The organism is Deltaproteobacteria bacterium, assembly GCA_016180855.1.
In the GTDB taxonomy this organism is placed as follows: Bacteria; UBA10199; UBA10199; order JACPAL01; family JACPAL01; genus JACPAL01.
Genome location: JACPAL010000016.1, coordinates 33673 through 58814, shown reverse-complemented (window position 1 = coordinate 58814; position 25142 = coordinate 33673). Strand labels below are relative to the sequence as shown.

General features: G+C 51.7%; 15 protein-coding genes and 2 tRNA genes. 15 read left to right on the top strand and 2 right to left on the bottom strand.

The genetic code is table 11. From position 1 onward, the window contains the following. The 13 genes from HYT77_08650 to HYT77_08590 all read left to right on the top strand — a co-directional run bounded on the left by HYT77_08650 (position 1) and on the right by HYT77_08590 (position 21111). A complete protein-coding gene (locus HYT77_08650; protein MBI2068063.1) occupies positions 1–10449 on the top strand; it encodes a hypothetical protein in 10449 nt (3482 codons plus the stop codon). Between the two features lie 23 nt (positions 10450–10472). Next, the gene (locus HYT77_08645) at positions 10473–10667 is read left to right on the top strand and encodes a hypothetical protein (protein ID MBI2068062.1); all 195 of its coding nucleotides are present in this window, start codon (positions 10473–10475) and stop codon (positions 10665–10667) included. A 239-nt stretch (positions 10668–10906) separates the two neighbouring features. Then, positions 10907–10980, top strand: a tRNA-Val gene (locus tag HYT77_08640). 9 nt (positions 10981–10989) lie between these two features. Continuing rightward, positions 10990–12750, top strand: coding sequence for a threonine--tRNA ligase (thrS, locus tag HYT77_08635; protein MBI2068061.1), 1761 nt, complete (start codon positions 10990–10992; stop codon positions 12748–12750). Then, positions 12737–13267: a translation initiation factor IF-3 gene (gene infC, locus HYT77_08630; GenBank protein MBI2068060.1), complete on the top strand. Its 531-nt coding sequence runs from the start codon at positions 12737–12739 to the stop codon at positions 13265–13267. Before thrS ends, infC begins: the two co-directional genes overlap by 14 nt. Before the next feature lie 28 nt (positions 13268–13295). Continuing rightward, positions 13296–13493, top strand: coding sequence for a 50S ribosomal protein L35 (gene rpmI / locus HYT77_08625; protein ID MBI2068059.1), 198 nt, complete (start codon positions 13296–13298; stop codon positions 13491–13493). Further along, on the top strand, positions 13486–13830 hold the full coding sequence (gene rplT / locus HYT77_08620) for a 50S ribosomal protein L20 (GenBank protein MBI2068058.1): 345 nt from the start codon (positions 13486–13488) through the stop codon (positions 13828–13830). The genes rpmI and rplT overlap by 8 nt, the downstream gene beginning before the upstream one ends. Beyond that, positions 13831–14829 (top strand): phenylalanine--tRNA ligase subunit alpha, encoded by a 999-nt coding sequence (gene pheS, locus HYT77_08615; GenBank protein ID MBI2068057.1) that lies wholly within the window; start codon positions 13831–13833, stop codon positions 14827–14829. After that, positions 14826–16871 (top strand): phenylalanine--tRNA ligase subunit beta, encoded by a 2046-nt coding sequence (locus HYT77_08610; GenBank protein ID MBI2068056.1) that lies wholly within the window; start codon positions 14826–14828, stop codon positions 16869–16871. Before pheS ends, HYT77_08610 begins: the two co-directional genes overlap by 4 nt. Continuing rightward, positions 16855–17184 (top strand): integration host factor subunit alpha, encoded by a 330-nt coding sequence (locus HYT77_08605; protein ID MBI2068055.1) that lies wholly within the window; start codon positions 16855–16857, stop codon positions 17182–17184. The genes HYT77_08610 and HYT77_08605 overlap by 17 nt, the downstream gene beginning before the upstream one ends. 193 nt (positions 17185–17377) lie before the next feature. Beyond that, positions 17378–17451: transfer RNA gene (locus tag HYT77_08600), tRNA-Pro, on the top strand. A 52-nt stretch (positions 17452–17503) separates the two neighbouring features. Continuing rightward, the gene (locus HYT77_08595; protein MBI2068054.1) at positions 17504–19717 is read left to right on the top strand and encodes a nitrite/sulfite reductase; all 2214 of its coding nucleotides are present in this window, start codon (positions 17504–17506) and stop codon (positions 19715–19717) included. A 14-nt stretch (positions 19718–19731) separates the two neighbouring features. Then, positions 19732–21111 (top strand): M20/M25/M40 family metallo-hydrolase, encoded by a 1380-nt coding sequence (locus tag HYT77_08590; GenBank protein ID MBI2068053.1) that lies wholly within the window; start codon positions 19732–19734, stop codon positions 21109–21111. Between the two features lies 1 nt (position 21112). On the opposite strand, the gene HYT77_08585 is transcribed toward HYT77_08590, so the two are convergent. Then, positions 21113–21526, bottom strand: a complete 414-nt coding sequence (locus HYT77_08585; protein MBI2068052.1) for a DUF420 domain-containing protein — start codon at positions 21524–21526, stop codon at positions 21113–21115. Further along, entirely contained in the window at positions 21527–21970 is a 444-nt protein-coding gene (locus tag HYT77_08580) for an SCO family protein (protein MBI2068051.1), read from the bottom strand. Between the two features lie 159 nt (positions 21971–22129). On the opposite strand from HYT77_08580, the gene HYT77_08575 reads away from it, so the two are divergent. Together HYT77_08575 and HYT77_08570 are read left to right on the top strand one after the other, a co-directional pair. Continuing rightward, the gene (locus tag HYT77_08575) at positions 22130–23272 is read left to right on the top strand and encodes an MFS transporter (GenBank protein ID MBI2068050.1); all 1143 of its coding nucleotides are present in this window, start codon (positions 22130–22132) and stop codon (positions 23270–23272) included. 51 nt (positions 23273–23323) lie between these two features. After that, positions 23324–25141: a VCBS repeat-containing protein gene (locus tag HYT77_08570; protein MBI2068049.1), complete on the top strand. Its 1818-nt coding sequence runs from the start codon at positions 23324–23326 to the stop codon at positions 25139–25141. Position 25142: the final 1 nt, after the last annotated feature.

Below are 25142 nucleotides of genomic sequence, written 5' to 3'. Positions count from 1 at the left end.
ATGGGGGAGAGACTTCTACATAGATACCTTTTTGCGGTTGGCCTTCTGGGGGTCTTCGCGTTTGGATCTGAGGCATTCGCGGGGCTTTCCAACATCCAGTTTGCCACTAGCTCTTCTTCGGGCAGCGAATCAACCACGACAGTTAATATCACCGTAACCCGATCAATCCCCCTCGCTGGAACCTCGAAGATCGATTTTGATGTGACCGGCGGGACAGCAACCGGTGGGGATGTTGATTACTCTCTGGAGAGCGGGACGCTTACGTTCGGATCCGGGGTCAGTAGCCAAACACTTACATTCACCGTTGCAAACGATCTGATCGATGAACCGGATGAGACGATCGAGATCAGTTTGACAAACCCCCAGAATGCGACCAAGGGGGCCAATGATCTCCACACCTATACAATTACCGACGATGATGTGCCAGCAATCAGCATTAATGACGTTTCTGTGGTTGAGACAGATGGTCTTCCCGCAACGGCAACATTCACGGCCTCCCTTTCGATCGCTCCTGTCAATACCGTTACGGTCAGTTTTGCGACTCGAAATGGAACGGCCGTAGGGGCTGCCAGTGGGCCGAGGGATTATACTTCAACCACGGGGACGTTGACCTTTACTCCCGGCGAGACCTCCAGAACTATTTCTGTCTCCGTTATTGGGGAAAATCTTAATGAGGCCGATGAGACCTTTTTTGTTGATCTCTCGAATCCAACTAATGCGACGATCACGGACGGAACGGGCCAAGGGACAATTGTCAATAATGATCCTCTGCCCGCCTTGACACTCACCAATACCATATCATTTCTTGAGGCGCATGAAGACCACACGGTTTCATTCACCCTCTTTCTTGGACCGGCGAGTGGCCAGACCGTGAACGTCGATTTCTCAACCCAGGATGTAACGGCCCAGGCGGGGAGTGATTATCTGGCGGCAACAGGGACAGTCACCTTCTTGCCGGGCACCACTTCACAGACGGTCAGTGTGACGGTTCGTGGCGATCTCTTCGTTGAAGAGGATGAGACATTCCAGATCAATTTCTCAAACCCCGTGAATACAACGATGGCAGAGAGCGAAAGAGTTGGTGTGGCGACGATCCAGAATGATGATGCCTATCCAATCGTCGACTTTACCAGTTTTTCAGGGATCGCTACGGAAAATGGGGCCTCTGTCGAGATTGGAGTTAGTCTGGATCGCCTTGCTGCGGAGGATGTGACCGTCAACCTCTCTTATGTCGGTAGCTTTGCCAATCCAGCGATCCCGGCCTCGCCAGGGGATTATAGCGGACCGGCCAGCCTCGTGATCCCTGCCGGATCGACAACCGGGTCATTGACCGTCTCTGCGACGGATGACTCTGCTTATGAGTCGTTGGAGAACGTGACGATTTCCATTAGTTCCGCAACCAACGGTCGGGTTGGCGGATCCGATACCTTTCAGATGCGTATTGCCAGTGACGATGCGGCACCCCTGATCCGATACGATGCCGTTTCCGTGACTGAAGGGGATAGCGGTACCCAGAGGGTCACGATCAGGGTCTTGAAGGAGGGGGCCTCTGAGGTTAATGCGACCGTCAATTATTCTTTAATGCGACGGAGCGGTTCTTCAGCCTACACGACTGATTATTCAACAGCCAGCGGTTCACTCAGTTTTCTCCCTGCAGAGACAGAAAAAAATGTCGTCGTTGATATTCATGGAGATGCGATCGATGAGTTTGATGAGGTTCTCTATCTTAATTTTACGAATGCCGGAGACGCAACCATTAATGCCTCTTCCATGGCCGATATCACGATTACCGACAACGATGCGGCCCCTGAGATCTATTTTTCAGGTAGCAGCTTTACCGAACCGGCATCAGGCATTGGGACCTTCGAAAACTCAGGTGATGGTTCTGTCCGAGTTTATCTCACGAGCTATGTTGAAAAGACGGTGACTGTTGATGTGGCCAGTTCCGGTACAGCGGCCTCCTTTTACGATTTTCACGGGGTGCCTGCAACACAGCGATTGACCTACCCGATCGGCATGGAGACGGGAGGTCGTCCCTTCAGGGAGGTCACTTTTTCTATCGTGGATGATGCGATTGATGAGGCGACCGAGACGCTCATCTTTACGCTCACGAATCCAACGAACGCCCCGATCATTTCAGGGACCGGCAGTGAATATACGGTCAGTATCGGTGATAATGATGACCCTCCGAGCGTGACGGCGCTTGATCTTAATGGTGATCCCTCACTCGACCTGGAAAATTTTCCTGGGGCTGCAATCCGATTTATGGCGACGCTCTCTCAGGCCTCGGGTCAGGATGTCACTGTTAATCTCAACTTGGGTGGTACGGCGACCTTGAACAGTGACTATACCGCTCCCTCTCCCTCGATTGTTATAACCCCAGGGAATCTCTATGCCTTTATCAATTTGAGTATTGTGGATGATGCCCTTGATGAGAATGATGAAACCGTGGTGGCATCGGTTGCCTCTGTCATTAATGGAACGAATGCGGTTTCGGGACCAGCGACCGGGACGATTCTTGATAATGATGCCGTTCCTACGGTTCGCTTTACAAGAAGCACTGACACGGCGGGCGAGGAGGGGCCTGTTGCAACTGCTATAAGCATTACCCTTTCTGCTGTTTCAGGAAGAGACGTTACGGTTCCCTACTCGATCAGCGGTACCGCAGGGGTCGGTGATTATAACCTTGATTTCAGCAGTCCGATCACGATCCCGGCTGGTTCAACGACACGAACGATTCTACTGCAGGCGACAGATGATGCACTTGATGAGAATGATGAGACGGTTATCCTGACAATGGGGTCGCCGACCAACGCCACTCTGGGGGCTGTCACAACGCATACCATGACACTTGTTGATAATGACCTCCCACCAACGGTCTCATTCTCAGCGGCCTCTCAAAGTGTCGTAGAGAGTGGCGGTGAGATTTATATTATCGCCGAGCTCTCGGGTATCTCAGGCCAGGAGGTGACGGTCCCGTTCTCTCTCAGTGGAACGGCCGGAGGGGCCGATTACACAGTAACAGATAGTCTGCTGACGATCCCGGCTGGTTCAAGCTCCGGTACGATTCTGCTGACATTAGCCGATGATGCCCTTGATGAAGATAGCGAAACGGTTGTGGTGACGATGGGATCTCCCACGAACGCAACGGCAGGGGCGATTACCTCGCATACCATGACAATAAACGACAATGATGATCTCCCCTATGTCTCATTTACCCTTTCCGATGAGCAAAAGAACGAAAACCTCGGTACGATCTCGATTGAGGTAACCGTTTCACCTGTTTCAGGCCGAGAGGTGACGGTCCCGTTTACCGTTTCCGGTACAGCGACCGGGGCAGGGGTTGACTACAGTTTGTCCGCTAGCCCGCTCATAATCCCGGCCGGGTCGGCCTCCGTGACGATGGCGCTAACGCTGGTAAATGATACCCTCGATGAAGATAATGAAACCGTCGTGATCTCTTTAGGGGGGGCAACCAATGCCACACTGGGACCACTTCCCGTCCATTCGGTCTCCATTACTGATAATGATGCCACACCGACCGTCACCTTTACGAGCAGTTCGCAGAAGAAGAAGGAAGTCATCGGGACGATGAATATTGTCACCGCTCTCTCGACTGTCTCAGGACGGGATGTGACGGTCCCATTTACAATCACGACCACGGGGTCACGCATTGCCACAGGGGGAATCGATTACACAATTTCAGCAAGCCCCGTGACAATCCCGGCCGGTTCGGCCTCGGCGGCTATTGTCATTACGGTGGTTGATGATGTTTTGGATGAACATGATGAGAAGATTATTGTTAATATGGGGACGCCGGTCAACGCCACACAGGGGGCAACGATCAGACACACGGCAGAGATTGATGACGATGATGATCGCTCTCTGGCTGATTTTGGGAGTGCCTCGCAGACCGTCTCGGAGAGTGATGGGGTTGTCAATGTTTCTGTACGGATCTCCAAGGTCGTTGGAAGGGACGTCATTGTTAATTATAACGTGACGGGAACCGCAACGGGAGGCGGTACGGATTACACCCTCACGGCCCGGTCGGTAACAGTACCCGAGGGTTCTACCTCTGTTAATATCCCCGTAACGCTCATCAACGATACGGAACAAGAGAGCCCAGAGACGATCGTTTTGACGATTAATGACATTGATAATGCCAATCCAGGCTCCAATATGAGCCATACGATCTTGATCAGTGCCAATGATATTCCCCCTACAGTCTCTTTTACATCAGCATCCCAAAACGGAGTCGAGGGGGTTGGTACGATGACAGTAACAGCGCAGCTTTCATCGGCGTCTGAACTCAACATAACCGTTCCATTTACACTGACTGGAACCGCGGGAGTGTGGTCGGATTATACGGCGACCTCGAGCCCGCTTGTCATCCCGGCCGGCTCTGCCTCGGGAACGATCACATTGACCGTAATCAATGACCCGCTCGATGAGAATAACGAGACGGTTGTTGTGACAATGGTATCTCCCACGAATGCAACGATTGGGGCGACAACGGTTCATACCGCGACGATCCTGGATGATGATGCAACACCGTCGGTTGCCTTCACCTCTGATAGACAGAATGCAACCGAGAATGCCGGTTCACTGACGGTGACGGCCTTCCTCTCGGCGGTTTCCGGATTGGATGTTAGCATTCCTTTCGTAGTGACCGGGACGGCCGGGGATTCGGATCGAACTGTCAGCGCTAGCCCGCTTGTGGTTCCGGCTGGATCGATGATGGCGGATATTACGGTCACATTAACGAATGATCTCCTGGATGAGAATGATGAGACGGTTATCCTGACAATGGGAGCGCCGACCAATGCCACCTTGGGAGCGGTCACGACCCATACGGCGACGATTACGGATAATAATGTGACACCTGTCGTTACCTTCAGTTCGGATTCACAATCGGGGGCGGAGGGGGCCGAGGCCATAACGATCACCGCGAACCTCTCGGCGGCCTCGGGATTGGTTGTAACTGTTCCATTAACAGTTAGCGGTACGGCGACCGGCCTTGATTATGGTATCAGTTCAAGTTCGATCGTGATTGCCGCTGGCGCAAACAGTGGCACGATTACGGTGACCCCTGTTGACGACGCATTCGATGAGAATAACGAGACCGTTATTGTAACGATGGGGACACCAACGAATGCAACGGTTGGCGCGACGTCGGTACATACAGTCACCATAACGGATGATGATGCGAGTCCGACGATCTCTTTCACATCGGCCTCTCAGGGTGGTGCCGAGAGCATCGGTACAATGACGCTGACCGCTCAACTTTCGCAATCCTCGGGATTGAATGTAACGGTTCCATTTACGTTGAGTGGGACCGCCGGAGGGGCGGATTATACAGCAACCTCGAGTCCGATCACGATCCCGGCCGGCTCCACCTCGGGAACAATCACGCTGGCCGTAACAAATGACACACTCGATGAGAATAACGAGACGGTTATTGTGATGATGGGGGCACCGACCAATGCAACGGTCGGGGCGACAACGGTTCATACCGTGACGATTACGGATGATGATTCACCTCCTATAGTTTATTTTACGACGACCTCACAAAGTGAATCCGAGGGCGTCGGGTCGGTCACTGTGACCGCTCAACTTTCGCAATCCTCGGGATTGGATGTAACGGTTCCATTTGTGTTGAGTGGAACCGCAGGAGGGGCGGATTATACAGCAACCTCGAGTCCGATCACGATCTCAGCCGGCTCCACCTCGGGAACAATCACGCTGGCCGTAACAAATGACACGCTCGATGAGAATAACGAGACGGTTATTGTGACGATGGGGGCACCGACCAATGCAACGGTCGGGGGGGCAACGGTTCATACCGCGACGATCACCGACGATGATGCGACCCCGTCGGTTGACTTCACTTCTAGTGTACAGGATGCCACCGAGAATGCCGGTTCACTGACCGTGACGGCCTCGCTCTCAGCTATTTCCGGGTTTGATGTTGACGTTCCTTTTGCGGTGACCGGGACGGCCGGGGATTCGGATCGAACTGTCAGTGCTGCCCCGCTTCTGATCCCTGCGGGATCGATGACGGCGGATATTACGGTCACATTAACGAATGATCTCCTGGATGAGGATGATGAGACGATCGTTTTGACGATGGGGACACCACATAATGCAACTCAAGGTGGAACAATGGTGCATACGGTCAAAATCACGGATGATGATAATGCCCCACAACTTTCGATCAATGATCTGGTTGTCGATGAGCCCCTGACAGACTCTTTTGCCTTGATGACGGTTTCTCTCTCGACCCCCAGCGGGAGGTACGTAACGGCTAATTTCTCAACGGCGAACGGGACGGCCACGGCAGGTTCTGACTATATCGCTGCCTCAGAGAGGCCGTTCTCTTTCAATCCCGGAGAGACAAGCAAGACCATTGCCGTGTCACTCCTGGGCGATAATATTGATGAGACGAATGAGACGATTCAGATTACTTTAAGCTCCCCCACCAATGCCACGCTGGGAGATGCCGTCGGTCTGTTGACAATACAGGACACCGATTCGACACCCAGCGTGGCATTTACCGCCTCAAATTCAAGTCAGGGAGAATCGACGGGAGATGTCACGATGGAGGTGGCCCTCCAGGGTAATACCTCCCAGACGGTGTCGGTCCTCTATACAGTGACGGGTGGTTCCGCTACGGGAAATGGAACCGATTATTCTCTGACGGATGGGATCCTCCTCTTTAATCCCGGAGAGACGACGAAAAATATAACCCTGTCGATTGTGAATGATACCCTCGATGAGGGGGATGAGAGCGTTGAAATCAGCCTGTCTCTTCCCACAAATGCCGTTCTGGGTGCCAATGATTTGTATGCCTTGACGATCACGGATGATGACCGCGGGACTGTTTCTTTGACGGAGACAGGGGGCTCCACCAGTCTTACGGAGGGAGGGAATTCTGACGCCTATAGCCTTGTTCTGGTCAGCCAGCCTTCTGCTGATGTGACGATCCTGCTCAATACGGGCAACCAGATTGTTGCCGATCAGACAACTGTTCTCTTCACATCCCAGAACTGGGCGGTTCCCCAGACGATTACGCTCTCTGCGGTCGATGACGACGATGCCGAAGGGAATCATTCGGGAATGATTACCCACACCGTCTCTTCCGATGATCCGGATTACGATGGAGTCTCCTTGGGTGATTTGATGGTCGGTATCGTAGACAACGATTCCGCTGGTGTGAGCGTTGCCTCTTCGGGAGGCAGCACTAATGTGACGGAAGGCGGCGCAACGGATGATTACACGGTTGTGCTGACAAGTCGTCCACGCGGTGTTGTGACCGTTGCGATCACCTCTTCCGATACCGATCTCGGAGTGACGGTTAGTACCTCCGAACTCATTTTCAATGCCTCTAACTGGGACTCACCGCAGACAGTGACGGTGACGGCGACCAATGATGATTTGGACGAGGAGGTATCCAGTGTTACGATCAGTCATATTGTTACGAGTGCCTCCGATACCGATTACGACGGGATTTCCGTCGGCAACGTTGTTGCTTCGGTTACCGACAACGATTCTGTCGGCATCTCAGTTACCCAGACTGGTGGCTCAACCGGTGTGACCGAGGCAGGTCCGACTGATAGCTATCAGGTCGTTCTGACGAGCGAGCCGACCGCGGATGTGACGATCACGGTTACCACAGACAGTCAGGTGACGGTCGATCGGAACAATCTGGTCTTTACCGCGGCCAATTGGGATCAGCCCCAGACCGTTACGGTGACAGCAGTTGATGATGCACGTGTTGAGGCCGAAAACCATGGTTCAACGATTACCCATGCTGTCGTGAGCACCGACCCACTCTACAATGCAATTTCAGTTGCCTCCGTCAATGTTCAAATCACGGAGAATGACAGGGCGGCCCTGCTCGTTGGCCTCTCCGGCGGTAGTAATCTCGTTGGCGAGGGGGGAGGAGCTGACAGCTTTACACTGGTCTTGGGCGCCCAGCCTGAGGCCGATGTGACAGTGACATTGACTACCGATACGGGCGTTACAGTCAATACGAACGGTGTGACTTTCACTTCTGATAACTGGGATGATTTCCAGACCGTTACGCTGGGTGCTGTTGACAATAAACGTGACGAAGGGGCGCGTAACGCCTCCCTCTCACTTGCCACGACAAGCACCGATAACAATTTTAATGCATTAGTCGTTACCCCTCTGGAGATTACGATCAGTGATGACGATACGGCGGGCTTTGTCGTCACCGAATCAGCGGGGGCAACCGTTCTGTCAGAAGGGGGAGCGACCGATAGTTACGAGGTCGTTCTGACGAGCGAGCCGATGTCGGATGTAACGGTGACCCTCGGCACAGATGCAGAAGTTAGTACGGATCAGGCGATGCTTGTCTTTACGGCGCTTGACTGGAATGTTTCCCAGACGGTCACCCTCACAGCCGTCGACGATCAAGAGATTGAAGGGAACCATGCCAGTTCTGTTCTCCAGGCGGTAACGAGTCTTGATCCCCTTTATGCCGTGGCCCCCATCAGCAATATTAATGTGACCGTCGTCGATAACGATGTTGCTGCAGAGCCAGAGCAGGAACCCGGGCCGGAACCAACTCCGGAGCCAACCCCGGTCCCTGTTGTGGAGACCGAAACGATCGGTGAGACGGTCGTCTCGAGTTGCGCCGGCGGAACGGTGGTCGCGACGAATTTGATGACGGGTGAGATGGTGGGACAGGGAACGCTCAATCCCGACTGCAGTTTTTCAATGGATATTAATTTTATGCGGGCGGTCGATCCGAGTGAAAGCAATCTTCAGGAGATCCATGTTGCTCACCTCAGCAGTCTCAAGGTCGTCTTCACAGCCTCTATTGGGCACCTTGTGATCGAGAAATATGCGGAGATGAAGACGACGCTGGGGGAGGCAAGGAAGGAATCTTTCCCTATTGGTACTGTTGATATTGATAGCACCTTCTCGCTCAGTCTCCTGCGCGAACAGATCAGTGAAAACCTGGGAGGTCATTCCGAGGAGATCAGTGCCAGAGCGACCTGTGCAGAGACGTTTGCGAACCGGTTCTTCAGCCGTTCGGACGATGCCCTCTCCGGGATCGGTGGGGTCGTTGGCACCTTCCGAAAGGCGATTGGCTGCCTCATGGCGCGCGGAATCTCCTGTTCTAAACTTGGGTGCCGTAACTACGGACAACTGATGGGTGATCTCTCCTCAGGAAGAATTGGAGAGGAAGTCCTCCAGGCCGTGGCGAATTATGCGAGTGATGGCTGTGGTTTGAAAGAGGAGGCGTTTGAGGAGAAGATCCACAAGACGCAGAAGGTTATTCGCTCCGTGGCCGATTTTACCAGTTCTTTTGCGATGGGAGATGCAACGGCCTGTGAGGTCATTGATGAGGATGCGAAAGGCTTAGAGGTGATGGTTGATATCACCCATGCGATGGATGAGGACTGGATCGATGAATCAGTGGTCAATACAGGGGAAATTTTCAATATCGTTGCTGATCTCGTGGACGAGATGCATGCAGCAGACGATTACTCCCTGGTTGAGAACCATGAGGAGGCGGTTGTCGTGGCCGGCTCACTGAATGCTGCCGGAGAAGATGAAACGTCTGCGGAGAATCTCATGGAGGTTGTTCAGGAGACCGTGGAGGTGATCCGGGAGGCGGAGGAGTCAACTGGCATGGTTCTTCCCCCCGACAACATGGCAATTCTTGCCCATCTCATGACCGAGATCATGCAGATGGCAGGGTCGGGAGATCGGCAAAGAATCGAAAGACATCGGGATGAGATTATTCACTACATTGCCTCTGAGATCGAGGCTGGTCGTACCGTTAATCCTCGCTGGCTGCTCGACAATCTGCGTGAGTTTTTTGAAGAAGAGGAGGAGGAAGGCCGCCGCGGAAATGGAAATGGTAACGACAATCGTAATGACGGTGTGACGAGTGGTCCCATTTTTGGTACAGAGATGTCGCCGCCCGATGTCAATGAATCACCGAGACCTGTTGACCCGATCATTTCTGATGATGAAGAGACAATGCCTCCTGCACCACCAGCTCCTCCGGTTGAGACCCTTCCCCCCGTTGTCAGTGATGGAGAGGGGAATCGGAACGGTGGAGAAGGGAACAACGGTAATGGGAATGGCAATGGCCATCATGACGATGGCGAGCGGAGAACAGATGATGAAGAGACAGCCCCTCCTGCACCACCAGCTCCTCCAGTTGAGACGGTTGATTTCTCTGAAGAAGAGGAAGATATTGGATCTCCTGCCCCATCAGTCCCTCTGATTGATGATGACGAGGATGAGGAGCCAGCTCCTCCTTCCGTTCGCAGTCATGAAGGGGGGAGTGGGAACGGTGGAGAAGGAAATAACGGGAACGGAAATGGCAATGGTAATGGAAACGGTCATGGGGACGATGACGACGAAGAGGATGATGAAGGAGATGGAAGAGGGTTAGGACGTCACTAGAACCTGAGGGAGGGTTTAAACGGATGACACTCAAATTTACAAAATTTCTCATCGTGGCGATCATATTGGTGACCGGTTGCTCGGCTGCTATTGATAATCGTATGGGGGAGGCCTCAGGTCAGGTGGAAGAGGTTACGGGCGAGGGGAAATCGCTTCCTGAGGAGGAGACAACCATTCGGGTACAGGGCCAAGTCGTTCTTCCATCGACCGGAAATTAGCAGATATCTCCTTGACACATTGCAATCCAATCTTTAAAAGCACTGAATTTCCAATGGGTTATATATTTAGTCCGATGTCCGGTGAATACGTTGACTAACTCGGAGGAGTGGCTCAGAAATAATCTTTACGCGCGAAGCCGCGAGGAGAGCGCCGCAGGCGTACTTGTCTGTACGTCGAGGACACTCTACGAACGGCGACAAAGCGTAAAGTTATTTATGGGCCACGATAGGAAAGAGAAGGGCACGTAGCTCAGTTGGTTAGAGTACTTCCTTGACATGGAAGGGGTCACTGGTTCGAGTCCAGTCGTGCCCACAGTGAATTATGGTTTGCAGACCAGGACATGAAAATGATCCGATTGAGAGGATTCGCCATTCGGCGGCCCATCTGATGGCCTCTGCCGTTCAGGAACTTTTTCCTGGGACAAAGGTGACGATCGGGCCGGTTATCGACAACGGCTTTTTTTATGATTTTGATGCCTCAAAGCCTTTTACCCCCGATGACCTTCAGAAGATTGAAAAGAGGATGGGTGAATTGGTTGGCCAGGATCTTCCATTTAAGAGGAGCGTGATGAGTCGAGAAGAGGCGGTGAAGTTTTTCAGAAACAAAGGGGAAAAATATAAAGTGGAAATTATTGAGGGGCTTCCGGAGGGTGAAGAGATCTCCCTCTACCGGCATGGGGATTGGGTTGATCTTTGCAAGGGACCACACGTTGGTTCAACAGGAGAGATCAAGGCGTTCAAACTTTTAAGCGTTGCGGGTGCCTACTGGAGGGGGGATGAAAAGAACCCGATGCTCCAGAGAATTTACGGAACCGCCTTTCTTTCTTCTGCGGAGCTGGAACAGTATCTTCATCGTCTTAAAGAGGCCGAGGCGCGTGATCATCGCAAGCTGGGAAGGGAGCTCGATCTCTTCAGTACAATGGATGAAGAGGGGGCTGGTCTTGTTCTTTGGCATCCAAAAGGGGCACGGATCCGACGTGTGATTGAGGATTTTTGGCGCGAGGCGCATGAGAAGGCGGGGTATGAGATCCTTTTTACACCGCATGTGGCTCGAAGGACTCTTTGGAAAAAATCAGGGCATCTCGATTTTTACAAGGACTATCTGTTCTCGGCGATGGAGATGGAGGGCATTGAGTATCAACTCAAACCGATGAATTGCCCCTTCCATAACAGCATCTACAAGAGTCGTCTTCGGAGTTATCGGGAACTCCCTCTCCGTTGGGCCGAATTGGGGACCGTTTATCGATATGAGCGCTCCGGTGTCCTGCATGGACTCCTCCGGGTTCGTGGCTTTACACAGGATGACGCCCATCTTTATTGCCGTCCTGACCAACTCGAAACGGAGGTTGGAAAGGTCCTCGATTTTGTTTTTTCAATGCTCAAGACGTTTGGATTCGACCAGTACGAGGTGATGCTCTCCACAAGGCCGGAAAAATCGGTTGGAACCGATGAAGACTGGGAAAGGGCAACAACCGGGCTGAAAAAGACCCTGGAGAGACGTGGAACGGCCTATCAAATTGACCCCGGAGAGGGGGTTTTTTACGGTCCAAAGATTGACATCAAGATCAAGGATGTGCTGGATAGGGCCTGGCAATGCTCGACGATCCAGATTGATTTTAATCTCCCCAAGAGGTTTGATCTGGAATATGTGGCCGAGGATGGGAGCCGTCAGCAGCCGATCATGATCCATCGGACGCTCTTGGGCTCTCTGGAGAGGTTTCTTGGGGTCTTGATTGAACATTATGCAGGGGCATTTCCTGCTTGGCTCGCTCCGGTGCAGGTGGCGGTTCTGGCGGTCGCTGAGGATCAGATTCCGTATGCCCGAGAAGTGGCTGAAAAGTTAAGAGGCCAGCGGTTTCGTATTGAAGAGGATTATCGTAACGAAAAATTGGGTGGAAAGATCAGGAATGCTGAGTTGCAGAAGATCCCTTATATCTTTGTGATAGGAAAACGGGAGAAAGAATCAGGGACCGTCAGTGTTCGAAGCCGTCGTGAGGGAGATTTGGGTGCTCTCCCGACGGAGCAGGCGATCAGGCATCTCGAAGAGATCGTGAAAAATAAGGAGGTCAATGGCGTACTTTAATAGAGATCCGCGACAAAAGGAACCGCGGGTCAATTATCGAATCAGGGTTCCTGAGGTCAGACTGATTGGAAGTGGTGGTGAGCCGCTGGGGATCATGAAAACGCAGGAAGCGCTTTTGCGAGCCGAGGAGGCAGGTCTGGATCTGGTTGAGATCTCACCGACGGCAAAACCGCCAGTCTGCAAGATCCTTGATTATGGGAAGTACAAGTACACGCAGAAAAAAAAGGCCCACGATGCGAAGAAAAAGCAGGTAATCATTCACTTGAAGGAAGTTAAAATGAGGCCGGCGACCGATGAACATGATTTTCAGTTTAAAGTCAGGCATCTCAAGAGGTTTCTTGAGGAGGGAAACAAGGCGAAGGTGACGATTGTTTTTCGGGGAAGGGAGATGGCCTATACCGGACAGGGACATAACTTGATGAGCCGTGTGATGGAGGAGATCAAGGAGGTCGGCAAGGTTGAGATGGCACCGCAGATGGAGGGGAGGATGATGATTATGATTCTCTCGCCTCACTAATAGAATATATTAAGAAAGGAATTTTAGTATGCCAAAACTGAGGACAAAAAAAGCGGCGAGAAAGAGGTTCAAAGTCACCGCCTCGGGCCGATTCAAGCGAGGGAAACCGTTTCATCGTCACATTATGACATCAAAAACACGAAAGAGAAAAAGGAGACTGCGCCAATCCGGCATGGTCCACTGGACTCAAGAAAAGGCATTGAGGAGGTTACTACCGTATGGCTAGAGCAAAAGGCGGATTTAAAACCCGGCGCCGCATCAACCGGATTTTGAAAAGGGCGAAAGGATTTCGAGGAGCCAAGTCACGTCTGGTTCGTCAGGCGACCGAGGCGGTGAAAAGGGCTGGACGGTATGCCTATATTCATCGACGGATGCGAAAGAGAGATTTCAGGAGCCTCTGGGTCGTCCGATTGGGAGCGGCTGCCAAAGAGCATGGTCTCTCCTATGCCCGTCTGATCGGTCAGTTGAACAAGGCGGGGATTGCGATCAACAGAAAGATGCTCTCGGAGCTGGCGATTCATGATCCTAAGGCGTTTAAGGCAGTGGTTGACGCATCTTCTTAAATGATCGATCTCAAGACAGTCGAAGAAAAGTTTGGTCAGGAAATCCTTGAAGTCAAGTCACTCCAGGAGCTCCTTCAACTAAAGGCACGGTTTCTCGGAAAGAAGGGGGAGCTTTCAGACGTTCTTCACTCCCTTCGTTCATTGCCTGAGGAAAGCCGTCCCGTTGTGGGTGCGGAGGCGAATCGTCTCAAGGTCAGAATCGAGGAGGAATGCCGTTCCATTCTGGAGCGATTCAAGAGGGAAGGGCAGGAGGCAAAGGCCCGGCGGGAGACGATTGATGTCACCCTGCCCGGAACCGATTTGCACCGTGGTGCGCTCCACCCGATCAGTCAGGTTTTAGAAGAGGTCGAAGCAATTTTTCAGACGATGGGGTTTGAGGTCCATGAAGGGCCGGAGATCGAGTCTGATTACTACAATTTTGAGGCGCTGAATATTCCAAAGAACCATCCGGCACGGGACATGCAAGATACGTTTTATGTCAACTCAGAGGGGCGGGGGGAGCAGTTACTTTTAAGAACCCATACCTCTCCTGTCCAGATTCGTGTCATGAAAAAACAAAAGCCACCCATTCGAATGATCGCTCCGGGGGTTGTCTATCGAAGAGATTCCGACATGACCCATACGCCGATGTTTCATCAGGTGGAAGGACTCGTGGTGGATGAGGGGATTCGATTCTCCGATCTCAAGGGAGTTGTAGTCAAATTTCTTGATCTCTTTTTCGGAGAAGGGACCGAGATCCGATTCAGGCCAAGTTATTTTCCTTTTACAGAACCATCAGCAGAAGTGGATATCGCCTGGAAAAAAGGGGACTGGTTGGAGGTGATCGGTTGTGGCATGGTTCACCCGAACCTTTTCAACAATGTGGGGTATTCATCGAAAAAACTGACCGGCTTCGCTTTTGGTATGGGGATCGAGCGGCTGGCGATGCTCAAATACAGAATACCGGATATCCGGATGTTTTTTGAGAATGACCTTCGTTTCTTGGAGCAGTTTGGATGAAGGTTCCCCTTTCATGGCTAAAGGAGATTGTGCCGATTCGTCTCAAGGCAGAGGCGCTCGCGGAAAAACTGACCTATGCGGGATTGGAAGTGGAACAAATTTTGGACAAGGAAGGGGATCCGGTCCTGGAGATCAATGTAACGCCTAATCGGGGGGATTGTTTGTCTCTTCTTGGGATTGCCAGGGAGGTAAGCGCTCTTTTGGGCTCTTCACTTTGTGAGAGGCGTCGGCGATCGATTCCCAAGAAGAAGGGGGATCTGTTTTCTGTCAATGATTTCTTAAGTGTCGATTTAAAAAACCCTGAGGGGTGTCCACGGTACACGGCACGTGTCATCCGGAATCTCACCGTCGGGCCAAGTCCCTCCTGGCTTGTGAAACGCCTGGAACAGGTCGGCCTTCGCAGTGTGAATAACGTGGTCGATCTGACTAATTATGTCATGCTGGAGTGCGGACAGCCTCTCCATGCCTTCGATCTGCAAAAAATCGAGGGGAAGGGAAAAGCCCAGATTATCATCCGAAAGGCCAGGAGAGGAGAAGTCTTTGAAACGTTGGACGGCAAACGGCGTGAATTGAAGGAGGAAGATCTTCTCATTGCGGATCTTCGTGAAGGGATTGCCGTGGCCGGTCTCATGGGCGGAAAAAATTCCGAGGTGAGCGAAAGAACACGGCATATTGTTTTGGAAAGCGCCTTCTTTAATCCCCATTGGATCCGACAAAGTTCCCGCCGACTTGGTCTCTCCTCGGACTCATCCTACCGTTTTGAGAGAGGGGTCGATCCGGAAGGGGTGATTAATGCCTTGAATCGGGCAACGGAGATGATCCTTGAACTGGCCGGCGGAGTGGCCTCAAGAGATTGGGTCGATCGTTATCCGCGCAAGATCCGGCGAAGGCTGATTTCCCTTGATCCCTCTTCTGTAGAAGAAAAATTGGGAGGGACGTGGTCTTCTCCCGATGTAAAAAAGTATCTCAAGCGGCTCCATCTTAAACCAAAAGGATCCTCTTGGGAGATCCCTTCCTACCGGGGAGATTTGCAATTCTCCGAAGATCTGGTTGAGGAGGTGGCCCGCCTTGGAGGGTACAACAAAATTCCGCTGACCTACCCCCAGGTGATCGTCATGAAAAAACGCTCAGCCGACCGCTCCCTGATTAAAGAGATCAAGAGGAGAATGGTTGAGCTTGGTTTCTACGAGTCGATCCACATGTCGTTTCTCTCCCCCGGGGATCTTGATTATGACCCAACCCTCTTGGGTCGCGCCGTTCCCCTTGCCAACCCGCTTGGGGCTCATGATTCACTGCTCAGGCCGACCCTTATTCCCTCCCTTCTGAAGACCCTCTCATTTCATCACTTGAACCGGATGTTTGATATGCGTCTCTACGAGCTCCGAACTGTCTTCTGGCGTGAGGGGAGAGAGACGAGAGAGGCGCCTGCGTTGGGGTTTGTCATGAGTGGTTCTTCGCTTGGGGGACGCCTCAATGATCGACGTAAGGAGGTTGACTACTTTGATGCCAAAGGGGTTATTGAAGGGGTCTTTGGGCTTCGGCGGCTAGAGGCCAACTTTGAAGCGGCCTCTCACCCCCTCCTGCTTCCCGGCAAATCAGCGAGACTCTCTCTGGCCGGGGAGGAGATTGGCTGGATCGGTGAGCTCCATCCCTCCCGTATTGAGGGATTCGCTCTCAGCAAGGGGGCTGTCCTGGGGGAAATTTTTTTGAGAAAATTCTTGGATTTTGCCCAAAAAACAACATACTATAGTCCTTATCCGAGGGTTCCTCTTGTTGAAAGGGATCTTTCTCTCTTGGTTGATGAAGCGATTCCAGCAGAGAAAATCCTTGGATTTTTAAGGGAGCAGAAGGAGAGCTTGGTACAGCGAGTGAGGGTCTTTGACTATTATAAGGGAGATCAGATTTCAGAGGGGAAGAAGAGCCTTGCTTTTTCGCTCCTTCTCGGTCGTCCGGATCGAACATTGACCGAAGAGGAGATCAGTGAGGCCTGGGGACGGATCCTAGAATCCGTCAGAAGGGAATTCCATGCAGACATCCGATGAAACGAATGAGGTGTTTCCGGCCGGGACGTTGACCAAGGCGGAAATAATCGAAAGTATCTACTCAAAAATAGGCTTCTCCAAGAAGGAGTCAGCTGAGATTGTCGAGATGGTGCTCGGCTCGATGAAGGAAACTCTTGAGAAGGGGGAGAAGATAAAAATTTCAGGTTTTGGGAATTTTGTTGTTCGCAAGAAACGACCCCGGATCGGTCGTAATCCCCAGACGGGCGAAGAGATTGAAATTTCAGCCCGTACCGTCCTGACCTTCCGGCCCAGTCAGGTGCTCAAGGCGGCCTTAAACAAGAACAACGGATAATTTTTTCACTCGGGCCGTAGCGCAGCCTGGTAGTCGATTGCTGTGGGGAATTAAAGTAACGATCCAGCGGATCGTTACGGTGGTGCGATCGAGAGCAATCTGGAGCATTGGTAGAAAAAATGCCTAGTGCGCTTGGGGGAACCCCAAGCAGGGGCGCTGTGGCGGAAATGAAAAGAGAGCATTGATTGGTCATCGGGCCGTAGCGCAGCCTGGTAGCGCACCTGCTTGGGGTGCAGGTGGTCGCCGGTTCAAATCCGGCCGGCCCGACTCTCCTCTTGCTTGACGCCCTCTCGATGATCACCTACTATCCCCTGACGTTATGGCCTCTCTTGATCAGGAAACACTCAAATCACTCTCCTCTCCAATCCCTTTTACAGATGAAATTGCCCGGGAGATTGACCATTACGAAGAGGCCGTAAAAAAGTTTTTGTCGGGAGAGATCGGTCAGGAGTCGTTTCAGCGGTTTCGTCTTCAGCATGGTATCTACGGGCAACGACAGTCCGGCGTCCAGATGATCCGGATCAAGATACCCTTGGGGCGACTCAATGCGGAGCAGATTGAGTGTGTCGCCAACTTGGCTGAGACGATTGCCGGAAACAATGCCCATGTAACAACCCGGCAGGATATCCAGATCCATTTCGTTAAGTTGCCGAACACGCCGGAGATGATGCGTCAGTTGGCGCGTGTCGGGCTGACAACTCGCGAGGCATGCGGTAATACGGTCCGAAATGTGACAGCGTCGCCATCGGCCGGTGTCGATCCGGAGGAGGCGTTTGATGTCACTCCATACGCCCATGCCTTTACTTATCATCTCCTCAGAAACCCGATCTGCCAGAATCTTCCGCGCAAGTTCAAGGTAGCATTTGACGGGGGAGGGCGTTTTACCGCAATTCCCAAGATTCATGAGATTGGATTGATTGCGAGGGTTCGCAAAGAGGGAACGGTTTTGAGGCGTGGGTTTGAGGTTTATGTGGGAGGCGGACTCGGTTCGTATCCGGTTGTTGCATCAAAATTTTTTGATTTTTTGCCCGTTGAAGATCTGCTCCGGTTTTCTGAGGCGGTCCTTCGGGTCTTTGACCGTTATGGAGAGAGAAAGGTCCGGATGAAGGCCCGCATGAAATTTTTGATTGAGAAGTGGGGTTTTGAAAAATTTCGTGAGATGGTACAGAACGAAATTAAAACAGTTCAGCTCCCACAAGAATCGAACGATTATCTAAAACATATTCAAGAATGGGAGGAGAGACCGCCACGGACTCCCCCCTCCCTCCAACTTCCCAAGGCCGGTCCACAGCGGCAAGAGGGGGGGGCTGACTTCCTTGTTTGGAAAAAAACAAATGTTACTCCCCAGAAACAATCGGGTTACTCAATGGTAGAGGTGAAACTCCGCACGGGTGACATGAAGCCAAAAGAGATGCGGCAACTGGCCACACTTCTCCGAAAGTATGTTGGTGGAAAGCTACGAACGATGGTCCACCAAAATCTTCTGATTCGCTGGGCGAGAAATCAGGATCTGCCCGCAATCTATCAGGAACTCAAGAATATCGGTATGGCAGATCCCGATGCCCAGACAATCTATGATGTGACCTCCTGTCCCGGCACCGATTCCTGCCGGCTCGGCATTACCTCTTCCATGGGGCTCGCAAGGGTTCTTGAGGAAAGGTTGTACAAGGAAGACGGAAAAATTGCCGAGGCGGCCCGATCTTTAAGAATCAAGATCAGCGGTTGCCCCAACTCCTGCGGGCAGCACCATATTGCAAATATCGGATTCTATGGTGGAGCCATTTCAGTCAATGGTCATACGGCACCTGCCTTCCAATTGGTGTTGGGCGGAAATTATGGGTGTGATACGGAGATGGCGACCCCTATCTGTCAGATCCCATCCAGGAATATTCCAGACGCCGTCATACGACTCGTTCGTCATTTTTCTGAAAAGAGGGGGTCAGCGGAAGGATTCAATGATTTTTATGGGCGGCTCGGCAAGGAGGCGGTGGTGAAGCTTCTGGGGGACTTTCTCAAAATTCCTCTCTACAAGGATCGATCTGACTTCTACGTCGATTGGGAAAGTCAGCAGGAGTTCGCTTTGCAAAAGGGGGTTATTGGAGAATGTGCCGGCCAGATGAGGGAGGACGTTACACCCCAGGTGAGCGATGGGGGAAAACCACTGGAGACAGCAAGGGCCCTCTTGAGTCACAGTGACTTTATTGGTGCTTCCAACAAGGCGTATGAGTCGATTGTGAAGTCAGCCAACGGGTTACTTTATCATTGGCTCGTTGCCACTTTTAATGACATCGAGACAACTCACGAATTTGAGAATCAGTTTGTGGCGCGTGGGATGTTTCCGGAGTGGAACAATTTTCATCGATCGATACAGGGGCTGCGAAAGAAGACGGTCGATGAGGCGATCGCCAAGGAATGGATCTCCAAGGCAGCCTCTTTTTTAAAGGTCTGCCAGGAAAAGGAGCCCGAGGTGGCAGGAAGTTCGCCACGCAAAGGGGTTACAGCGGCAGTGAAACCGGATCATCTGGCTGTTTAAGAGTGGGTGGCTCGATGGACGTCCTTTCTTATATTGAGAAAAATCAAAAACGATTTTGTGCCCAACTGATTGACCTCTGTAAAATTCCCAGCATCAGCCGTTTTGAATCAAACTGGGGAGAGATTGATCGATCGGTGCGGTTAACGGCCCGTTTCATGAAAGAGGCCGGTCTTGAGAGGGTGGAGGTGATTCCGTTTAAAGGAGGACCACCTTACGTTTACGGGGAATGGTTAAAGGCGGGCGTTGGGAAGCCAACGCTTTTTCTTTATGCCCACCATGATGTCCAGCCGGTCGGAGATGAATTGAGGTGGAGCTCTGACCCTTTTAAACCGGTTGTTCGCAAGGGGCGGCTTTATGGTCGTGGAACGGTCGATGACAAATCGGGAATTGTCATCCATCTGGCGGCGATTTCAGCCTATCTGAAGACCGTGGGACAACTTCCGGTCAATATAAAGTTTGTTGTTGAGGGGGATGAGGAGTCTGGCTCCCGGACGCTTGTTCGTTTTTTGAAGAGATATCAAAAAAGATTGAGATCAGATCTCCTTTGCCTGACTGACTGTTCCAATCTGGAGACGGGACTTCCGTCGTTGACCTACTCGTTACGCGGTTTGGCCTCTGTTCATGTCAGAGTTCGGACACTTCGGGGACCCGTTCATAGCGGGATGTGGGGGGGACTATTGCCGGATGCCCCGATGGTCCTCTCTAAACTACTTGCCTCTCTGATGGATGATCAGGGGAAGGTGCTCGTAAAAGGTTTTTACAATGACGTTCAAGAGTTGTCGAATTGGGAAAGGCAACAGTTGGCAAGCCTCCCATGGAATAAAAAGAATTTTCTCCAAGAGGGTGGGGCGGTTAAAGGTCTTCGCCTGATTGGAGATGCAACGCGGAGCCCTTATGAGAGTCTTTGGAGCCGGCCGACCTTGTCGGTCCTTGCCGTTGAGGGTTCCAGGCTTGAAGGGGCACCCAATCAGATTGTGCCTTCTGCTGAGGCGATCATCTCCTGTCGCACCGTTCCGAACCAGAACCCCGTAAAGATTCAGTTGCTGCTCGGGGAGCATCTTCAAAGAAATCTCCCTTTTGGTGCGGAACTTCATGTTCGGCCGGTTCAGGTTGCTCCTTACTGGAAGACAGTTCCCCAAGGCCCCTACTTTGATGCCGCGCGACGGGCGCTCTCAAAAGGTTTTGGGCGAGAGCCTGTTCTGATCGGTTGCGGTGGGAGTATCCCGTTTGTCCATTACTTTCAGGAGGTGTTTGGAAACCTTCCTTCACTTCTTTTAGGGCTTGAGGACCCTCCTTGCAACGCCCATGGGGAGGATGAAAGTTTGAGCCTTGCTGATTTCGAGAAGGGGATTCGGTCGACGGCCTATCTTTATCGAGAAATTGCTGCTTGTTAGATTAATGATACAGCATCCAATAGACCACCACCCCTGTTACAGAGACATACAACCAGATTGGATAGGTGATTCGGGCTATTCGACGATGGGCGGTGAAATTTTTCTTCCAGGCCAAAAATAGGGTACGAAGTGCGAGGAACGGTGTCATCGCTGCCAAACAGGTATGTGAGAAAAGGATTGTCAGATAAATCTTTTTTATAAGTCCCTCTTCAGGAAATCGATGCACGCCGGTTAGGTAAAATCGGGTCAGGTAAGAGATAAGAAAAAGGACCGAAACGGAAAAAGCACTGATCATACAGGCTCGATGGAAAAGGACCTTTTTCTTTTTAATGGCCCAAAGGCCCATCAGTAACAGCAAGGCCGAGAGGCCGTTGAGGGAGGCATTGAGTGTGGCCAGGAGAGTGCCGTTGTCCATTTATTCCCTCAGTAATTGTTCAATCCCTTTTTCCAGCTTTTGCATATCACTTTGAGAATAGTATCCGCGGATCTTTCCGTGGGCGTCAACGAGGACGAACTGGTCGCCGTGGAGGATGCTGAACGAATTGAGATCGGTTGATTGTTTTAGCATCGTTATTTTGAATCCCCGAATAACTGATTTCTCAACCTCCTCCAGGGGGCCGGTCAAAAGAAGCCATTCTGAATCGTCGACTCCGAAACGGTCGCCATACGCCTTTAACGTCTCCGGCGTGTCATTCAACGGATCAGCGGAGAAGGTAACGAGCTTCAGATTGTGCCAGCCTCTCTTCTGTATCAAGTCCTGAAGGCCTGACATCTTCTGCATGAGCATGGGACAGATATCAGAGCAGCGTGTGTAGACAAAATTGGCAATCCAGGTTGTGCCAGCGAGATCCGTGTTCACAATCGTTCGCCCCCTCTGGTCTGTTAAGCTAAAATCAGAAACGGGCCCGAAGACGGGGAGTGGTTTATCGCAAGAGAGAGGTAACAACAAGATGAGGAGGGTAAAAAGTGCAGGTATTGCTTGCCTCACGGGATCTTCGATGACATAAACCGTTCCCCTATGTCAACGCCCTCTCCTTTAAGGCGTTCTCGATTCATTCTTTTCAGTGTTGTGGCGCTTGATCTCATCGGTTTCGGTGTTGTTGTCCCGATCCTTCCGTTTTACGCAGCTGAGTTTGGTGCGAGTGCCACCCGCCTTGGTTTCCTCTTAATGTCCTATTCGGGGATGCAGTTTTTTTTCTCGCCGTTTTGGGGAAGGCTCTCTGACCGGTGGGGGAGAAAACGGATCCTTCTGATAACGATCACCGGGTCCGCACTTTCCCTTATCCTCATGGCATCGGCAAACGGTTTTTGGTCCTTGCTTCTGGCGAGGTCCCTGGGCGGTTTTTTTGCTGCCAACATCAGTGTCGCCAATGCAATGATGACCGACCTGACCTCTGAGAAGGAGCGGATGGTCGGTATGGGGCTCATTGGGGTTGCCTTTGGGATCGGTTTTCTTTTGGGACCCGCCCTTGGTGGGGCGCTCGCCCCCTATGGATATTCGGTCCCGATTTTGACCGCCGCCTTATTAAATTTGATCAATCTGATCTATTCCTTTTTTGTCTTGCAAGAGCCGCCACGTCATCATCATATTCCGGATCCGCTTCCACAGAAGGTTTTAAGACAGAAACCGGTTTTTTGGCTCTGTCTCATCCATTTTCTCTTCACCCTCTCCGTCAACCAGTTGGAATCGATCTTTGCTTTTTTTATGAGAGATCGTTTTGGTTATGATGTTCGCCAGGTGAGTTATGTGATCGTTTTGATGGCTTGTGTGATGATGGCGGTTCAGGGGGGATTGATTCGTCCCCTTTCTGAGAGGATTGGAGAGAAAAAGCTGGTTTTGGCCGGCTCCCTCATTCTGGTTTTCTCTTATCTGGTCAGTCCGCATGTCCCCTGGGTCATTCTTCTTCTCATTCCGCTTTGCTTGGGTTCTCTTGGCCGAGGGATTGTCTTTCCCTCTTTGCTCAGTCTTGCCTCCAAGAGTTCAGGCCCCCACCTGAGGGGCGCCGTGATGGGGACCTTTCAATCCGGTGCAAGTCTGGGGCGGTTTATAGGGCCGCTCATCGCCGGTTTCCTTTATGACCGATGGTATGCCGCCCCTTTTTGTCTTGCTGCACTGCTCATGGCAGTGATATTCTTACTTGCCAGAGAGGTGGTTGCCTGACTAAATTCCGGTACCACGTCGGGGGGATTTACTATAGAATCCATCGGTATCATGAAGAGAAGGTCTCAGCTTTACATTTTCCGACTTTTTCCAGTTTGGTTGGCGTTTTTCTTGTCACTTCTGATGGGATGTGCCGCCTCCCTTGATGACGGGGGAAGCACTTCTAGTTCTGAGAGTTCTGGGGGAGGTGGAGGAGGGGGAGGCGGGGATAATGGCGGCAGCGGCAGTTCAGGGACCCCGGATGCACCGACGGCTACCACGGTGCGAACAGCAGTTACAAATACCACTACAAATACGCTCGGTATTGTCCCTGGAGAGGCGTTTACCACCATTACGATGCCGGCAGGAACTGCCTCAACGAGTGGTGCGACATTGACCTATTCAATGACCGGATTATCGACCGAAACAGGCCTTACCTTTGACACCGGCACGAGAGAACTCAAGCTTTCAAGTGGCAACACGACGATCCCGACTAATTCAACAACGAAGGCCGATATTGAAGTTGTTTATACGGTTACAGAAGGCTCTAAAAGCGATTCAACAACATTTGTCTTGAATGATGCCGATGGGGATTCTATCAATGATTGGAAGGAGTGCCTCTTCAGACAAAAACCTTTTGTCAGTGCTCATGGATGGACCTGGTGTACCTGCAAGAATTCAACACTCTGTACCCGAAATGTAACAGCCCTGCTTAGGCCTACCCAAGGTCTCAACCCAACGAGTGACAATTCAACGACGGATCGAGACGCTGACAATACGATTGATAAAACTGAAGTGGCCAATGGAACAAACCTCTTTGTAAGGGGAACAGGAGGGACAAACTTTAGCCGAACTGCTACCTTAGTGGCGGGAGGGGTCGAGCCACGTCGCTGTGCCGTCGGAGATTATACCGGGGATTCTCGTCATGATCTTTGCTGCACCAATTATAACAACAATCTTGGGACAACGATCACCTGTTATTTTGGAAATGGTGATGGAACCTTTGGGGGTGGTACTAATTTCAATGTTGGGCTGGGACCATTTGGTATTGCCACGGGGGATTTTGATGGGAGTGGAAACCTGGATCTGGTGACAGCCAATGATGCGGGTGACAGCATCTCGATTTTGCTCGGCAATGGTTCGGGCTCATTTGGAACCGCTACTAATGTTACCGTGGGGGATGCCCCTTTTATTGTGATGCCCGGCGATCTGGATAATGATGGAGATCTTGATTTAGCGGTAACGAATGAGGATGGGAATACCGTTTCCCTCTTGTCCAACAACGGCAGCGGCACTTTTACAGTTACATCAACGCTCACAGGATTGACGGGACCCAATTTAATTACGATGGCCGATTTTGATAACGACGGGGATCTCGATATTGCTGTTGCGAATGGAGGGGCCGGGGCGAACAGTCTGACAGTTTTTTCCTGTAGTGGAAACTTGACATGCGGGAGTAGCTCCACCGTCTCTGTAGGGGCCCGCCCTTTAAGTGTTGTTAGCTGTGACTGCGATGCCGATGGAGATGAGGACCTGTTTGCCGGCAACGCTAATCAGGGGGCGGGGACCACCATTTCTGTGGTCAAAAATAATGGGAGTGGCAGTTTTTCAGAAAGCACTACATTAACGGCAGGTAATGGAGCGAGCGCCAATGTTTGTGCCGATCTTGATGGGGATGGTGATCTGGATATTGCCGGTAAAAACACAATAGATGATACTATCTCCATCTTTTTGAATAAGGGGAATTGTACCTTTGATACCCAAGCCCTTTTAACGGTTGGAGATCAACCCACTGGTGTTGAAATCGGTGATTTTGACGGAGACGGGGCGCTCGACTTGGCGGTTGCGAATAGCAACGACAATACAGTGACAATCCATATCAATCGATAGT

Excerpts from the sequence above, each read along its gene's own strand:
- HYT77_08605 (MBI2068055.1), top strand. The coding sequence starts at position 16,855 with ATGCAGACATCCGATGAAACGAATGAGGTGTTTCCGGCCGGGACGTTG.
- pheS (MBI2068057.1), top strand. The coding sequence starts at position 13,831 with ATGATCGATCTCAAGACAGTCGAAGAAAAGTTTGGTCAGGAAATCCTT.
- thrS (MBI2068061.1), top strand. The coding sequence starts at position 10,990 with ATGGTTTGCAGACCAGGACATGAAAATGATCCGATTGAGAGGATTCGC.
- rplT (MBI2068058.1), top strand. The coding sequence starts at position 13,486 with ATGGCTAGAGCAAAAGGCGGATTTAAAACCCGGCGCCGCATCAACCGG.
- HYT77_08595 (MBI2068054.1), top strand. The coding sequence starts at position 17,504 with ATGGCCTCTCTTGATCAGGAAACACTCAAATCACTCTCCTCTCCAATC.
- HYT77_08585 (MBI2068052.1), bottom strand. The coding sequence starts at position 21,526 with ATGGACAACGGCACTCTCCTGGCCACACTCAATGCCTCCCTCAACGGC.
- HYT77_08645 (MBI2068062.1), top strand. The coding sequence starts at position 10,473 with ATGACACTCAAATTTACAAAATTTCTCATCGTGGCGATCATATTGGTG.
- HYT77_08575 (MBI2068050.1), top strand. The coding sequence starts at position 22,130 with ATGTCAACGCCCTCTCCTTTAAGGCGTTCTCGATTCATTCTTTTCAGT.
- HYT77_08590 (MBI2068053.1), top strand. The coding sequence starts at position 19,732 with ATGGACGTCCTTTCTTATATTGAGAAAAATCAAAAACGATTTTGTGCC.
- HYT77_08650 (MBI2068063.1), top strand. The coding sequence starts at position 1 with ATGGGGGAGAGACTTCTACATAGATACCTTTTTGCGGTTGGCCTTCTG.
- rpmI (MBI2068059.1), top strand. The coding sequence starts at position 13,296 with ATGCCAAAACTGAGGACAAAAAAAGCGGCGAGAAAGAGGTTCAAAGTC.
- HYT77_08570 (MBI2068049.1), top strand. The coding sequence starts at position 23,324 with ATGAAGAGAAGGTCTCAGCTTTACATTTTCCGACTTTTTCCAGTTTGG.
- HYT77_08610 (MBI2068056.1), top strand. The coding sequence starts at position 14,826 with ATGAAGGTTCCCCTTTCATGGCTAAAGGAGATTGTGCCGATTCGTCTC.
- infC (MBI2068060.1), top strand. The coding sequence starts at position 12,737 with ATGGCGTACTTTAATAGAGATCCGCGACAAAAGGAACCGCGGGTCAAT.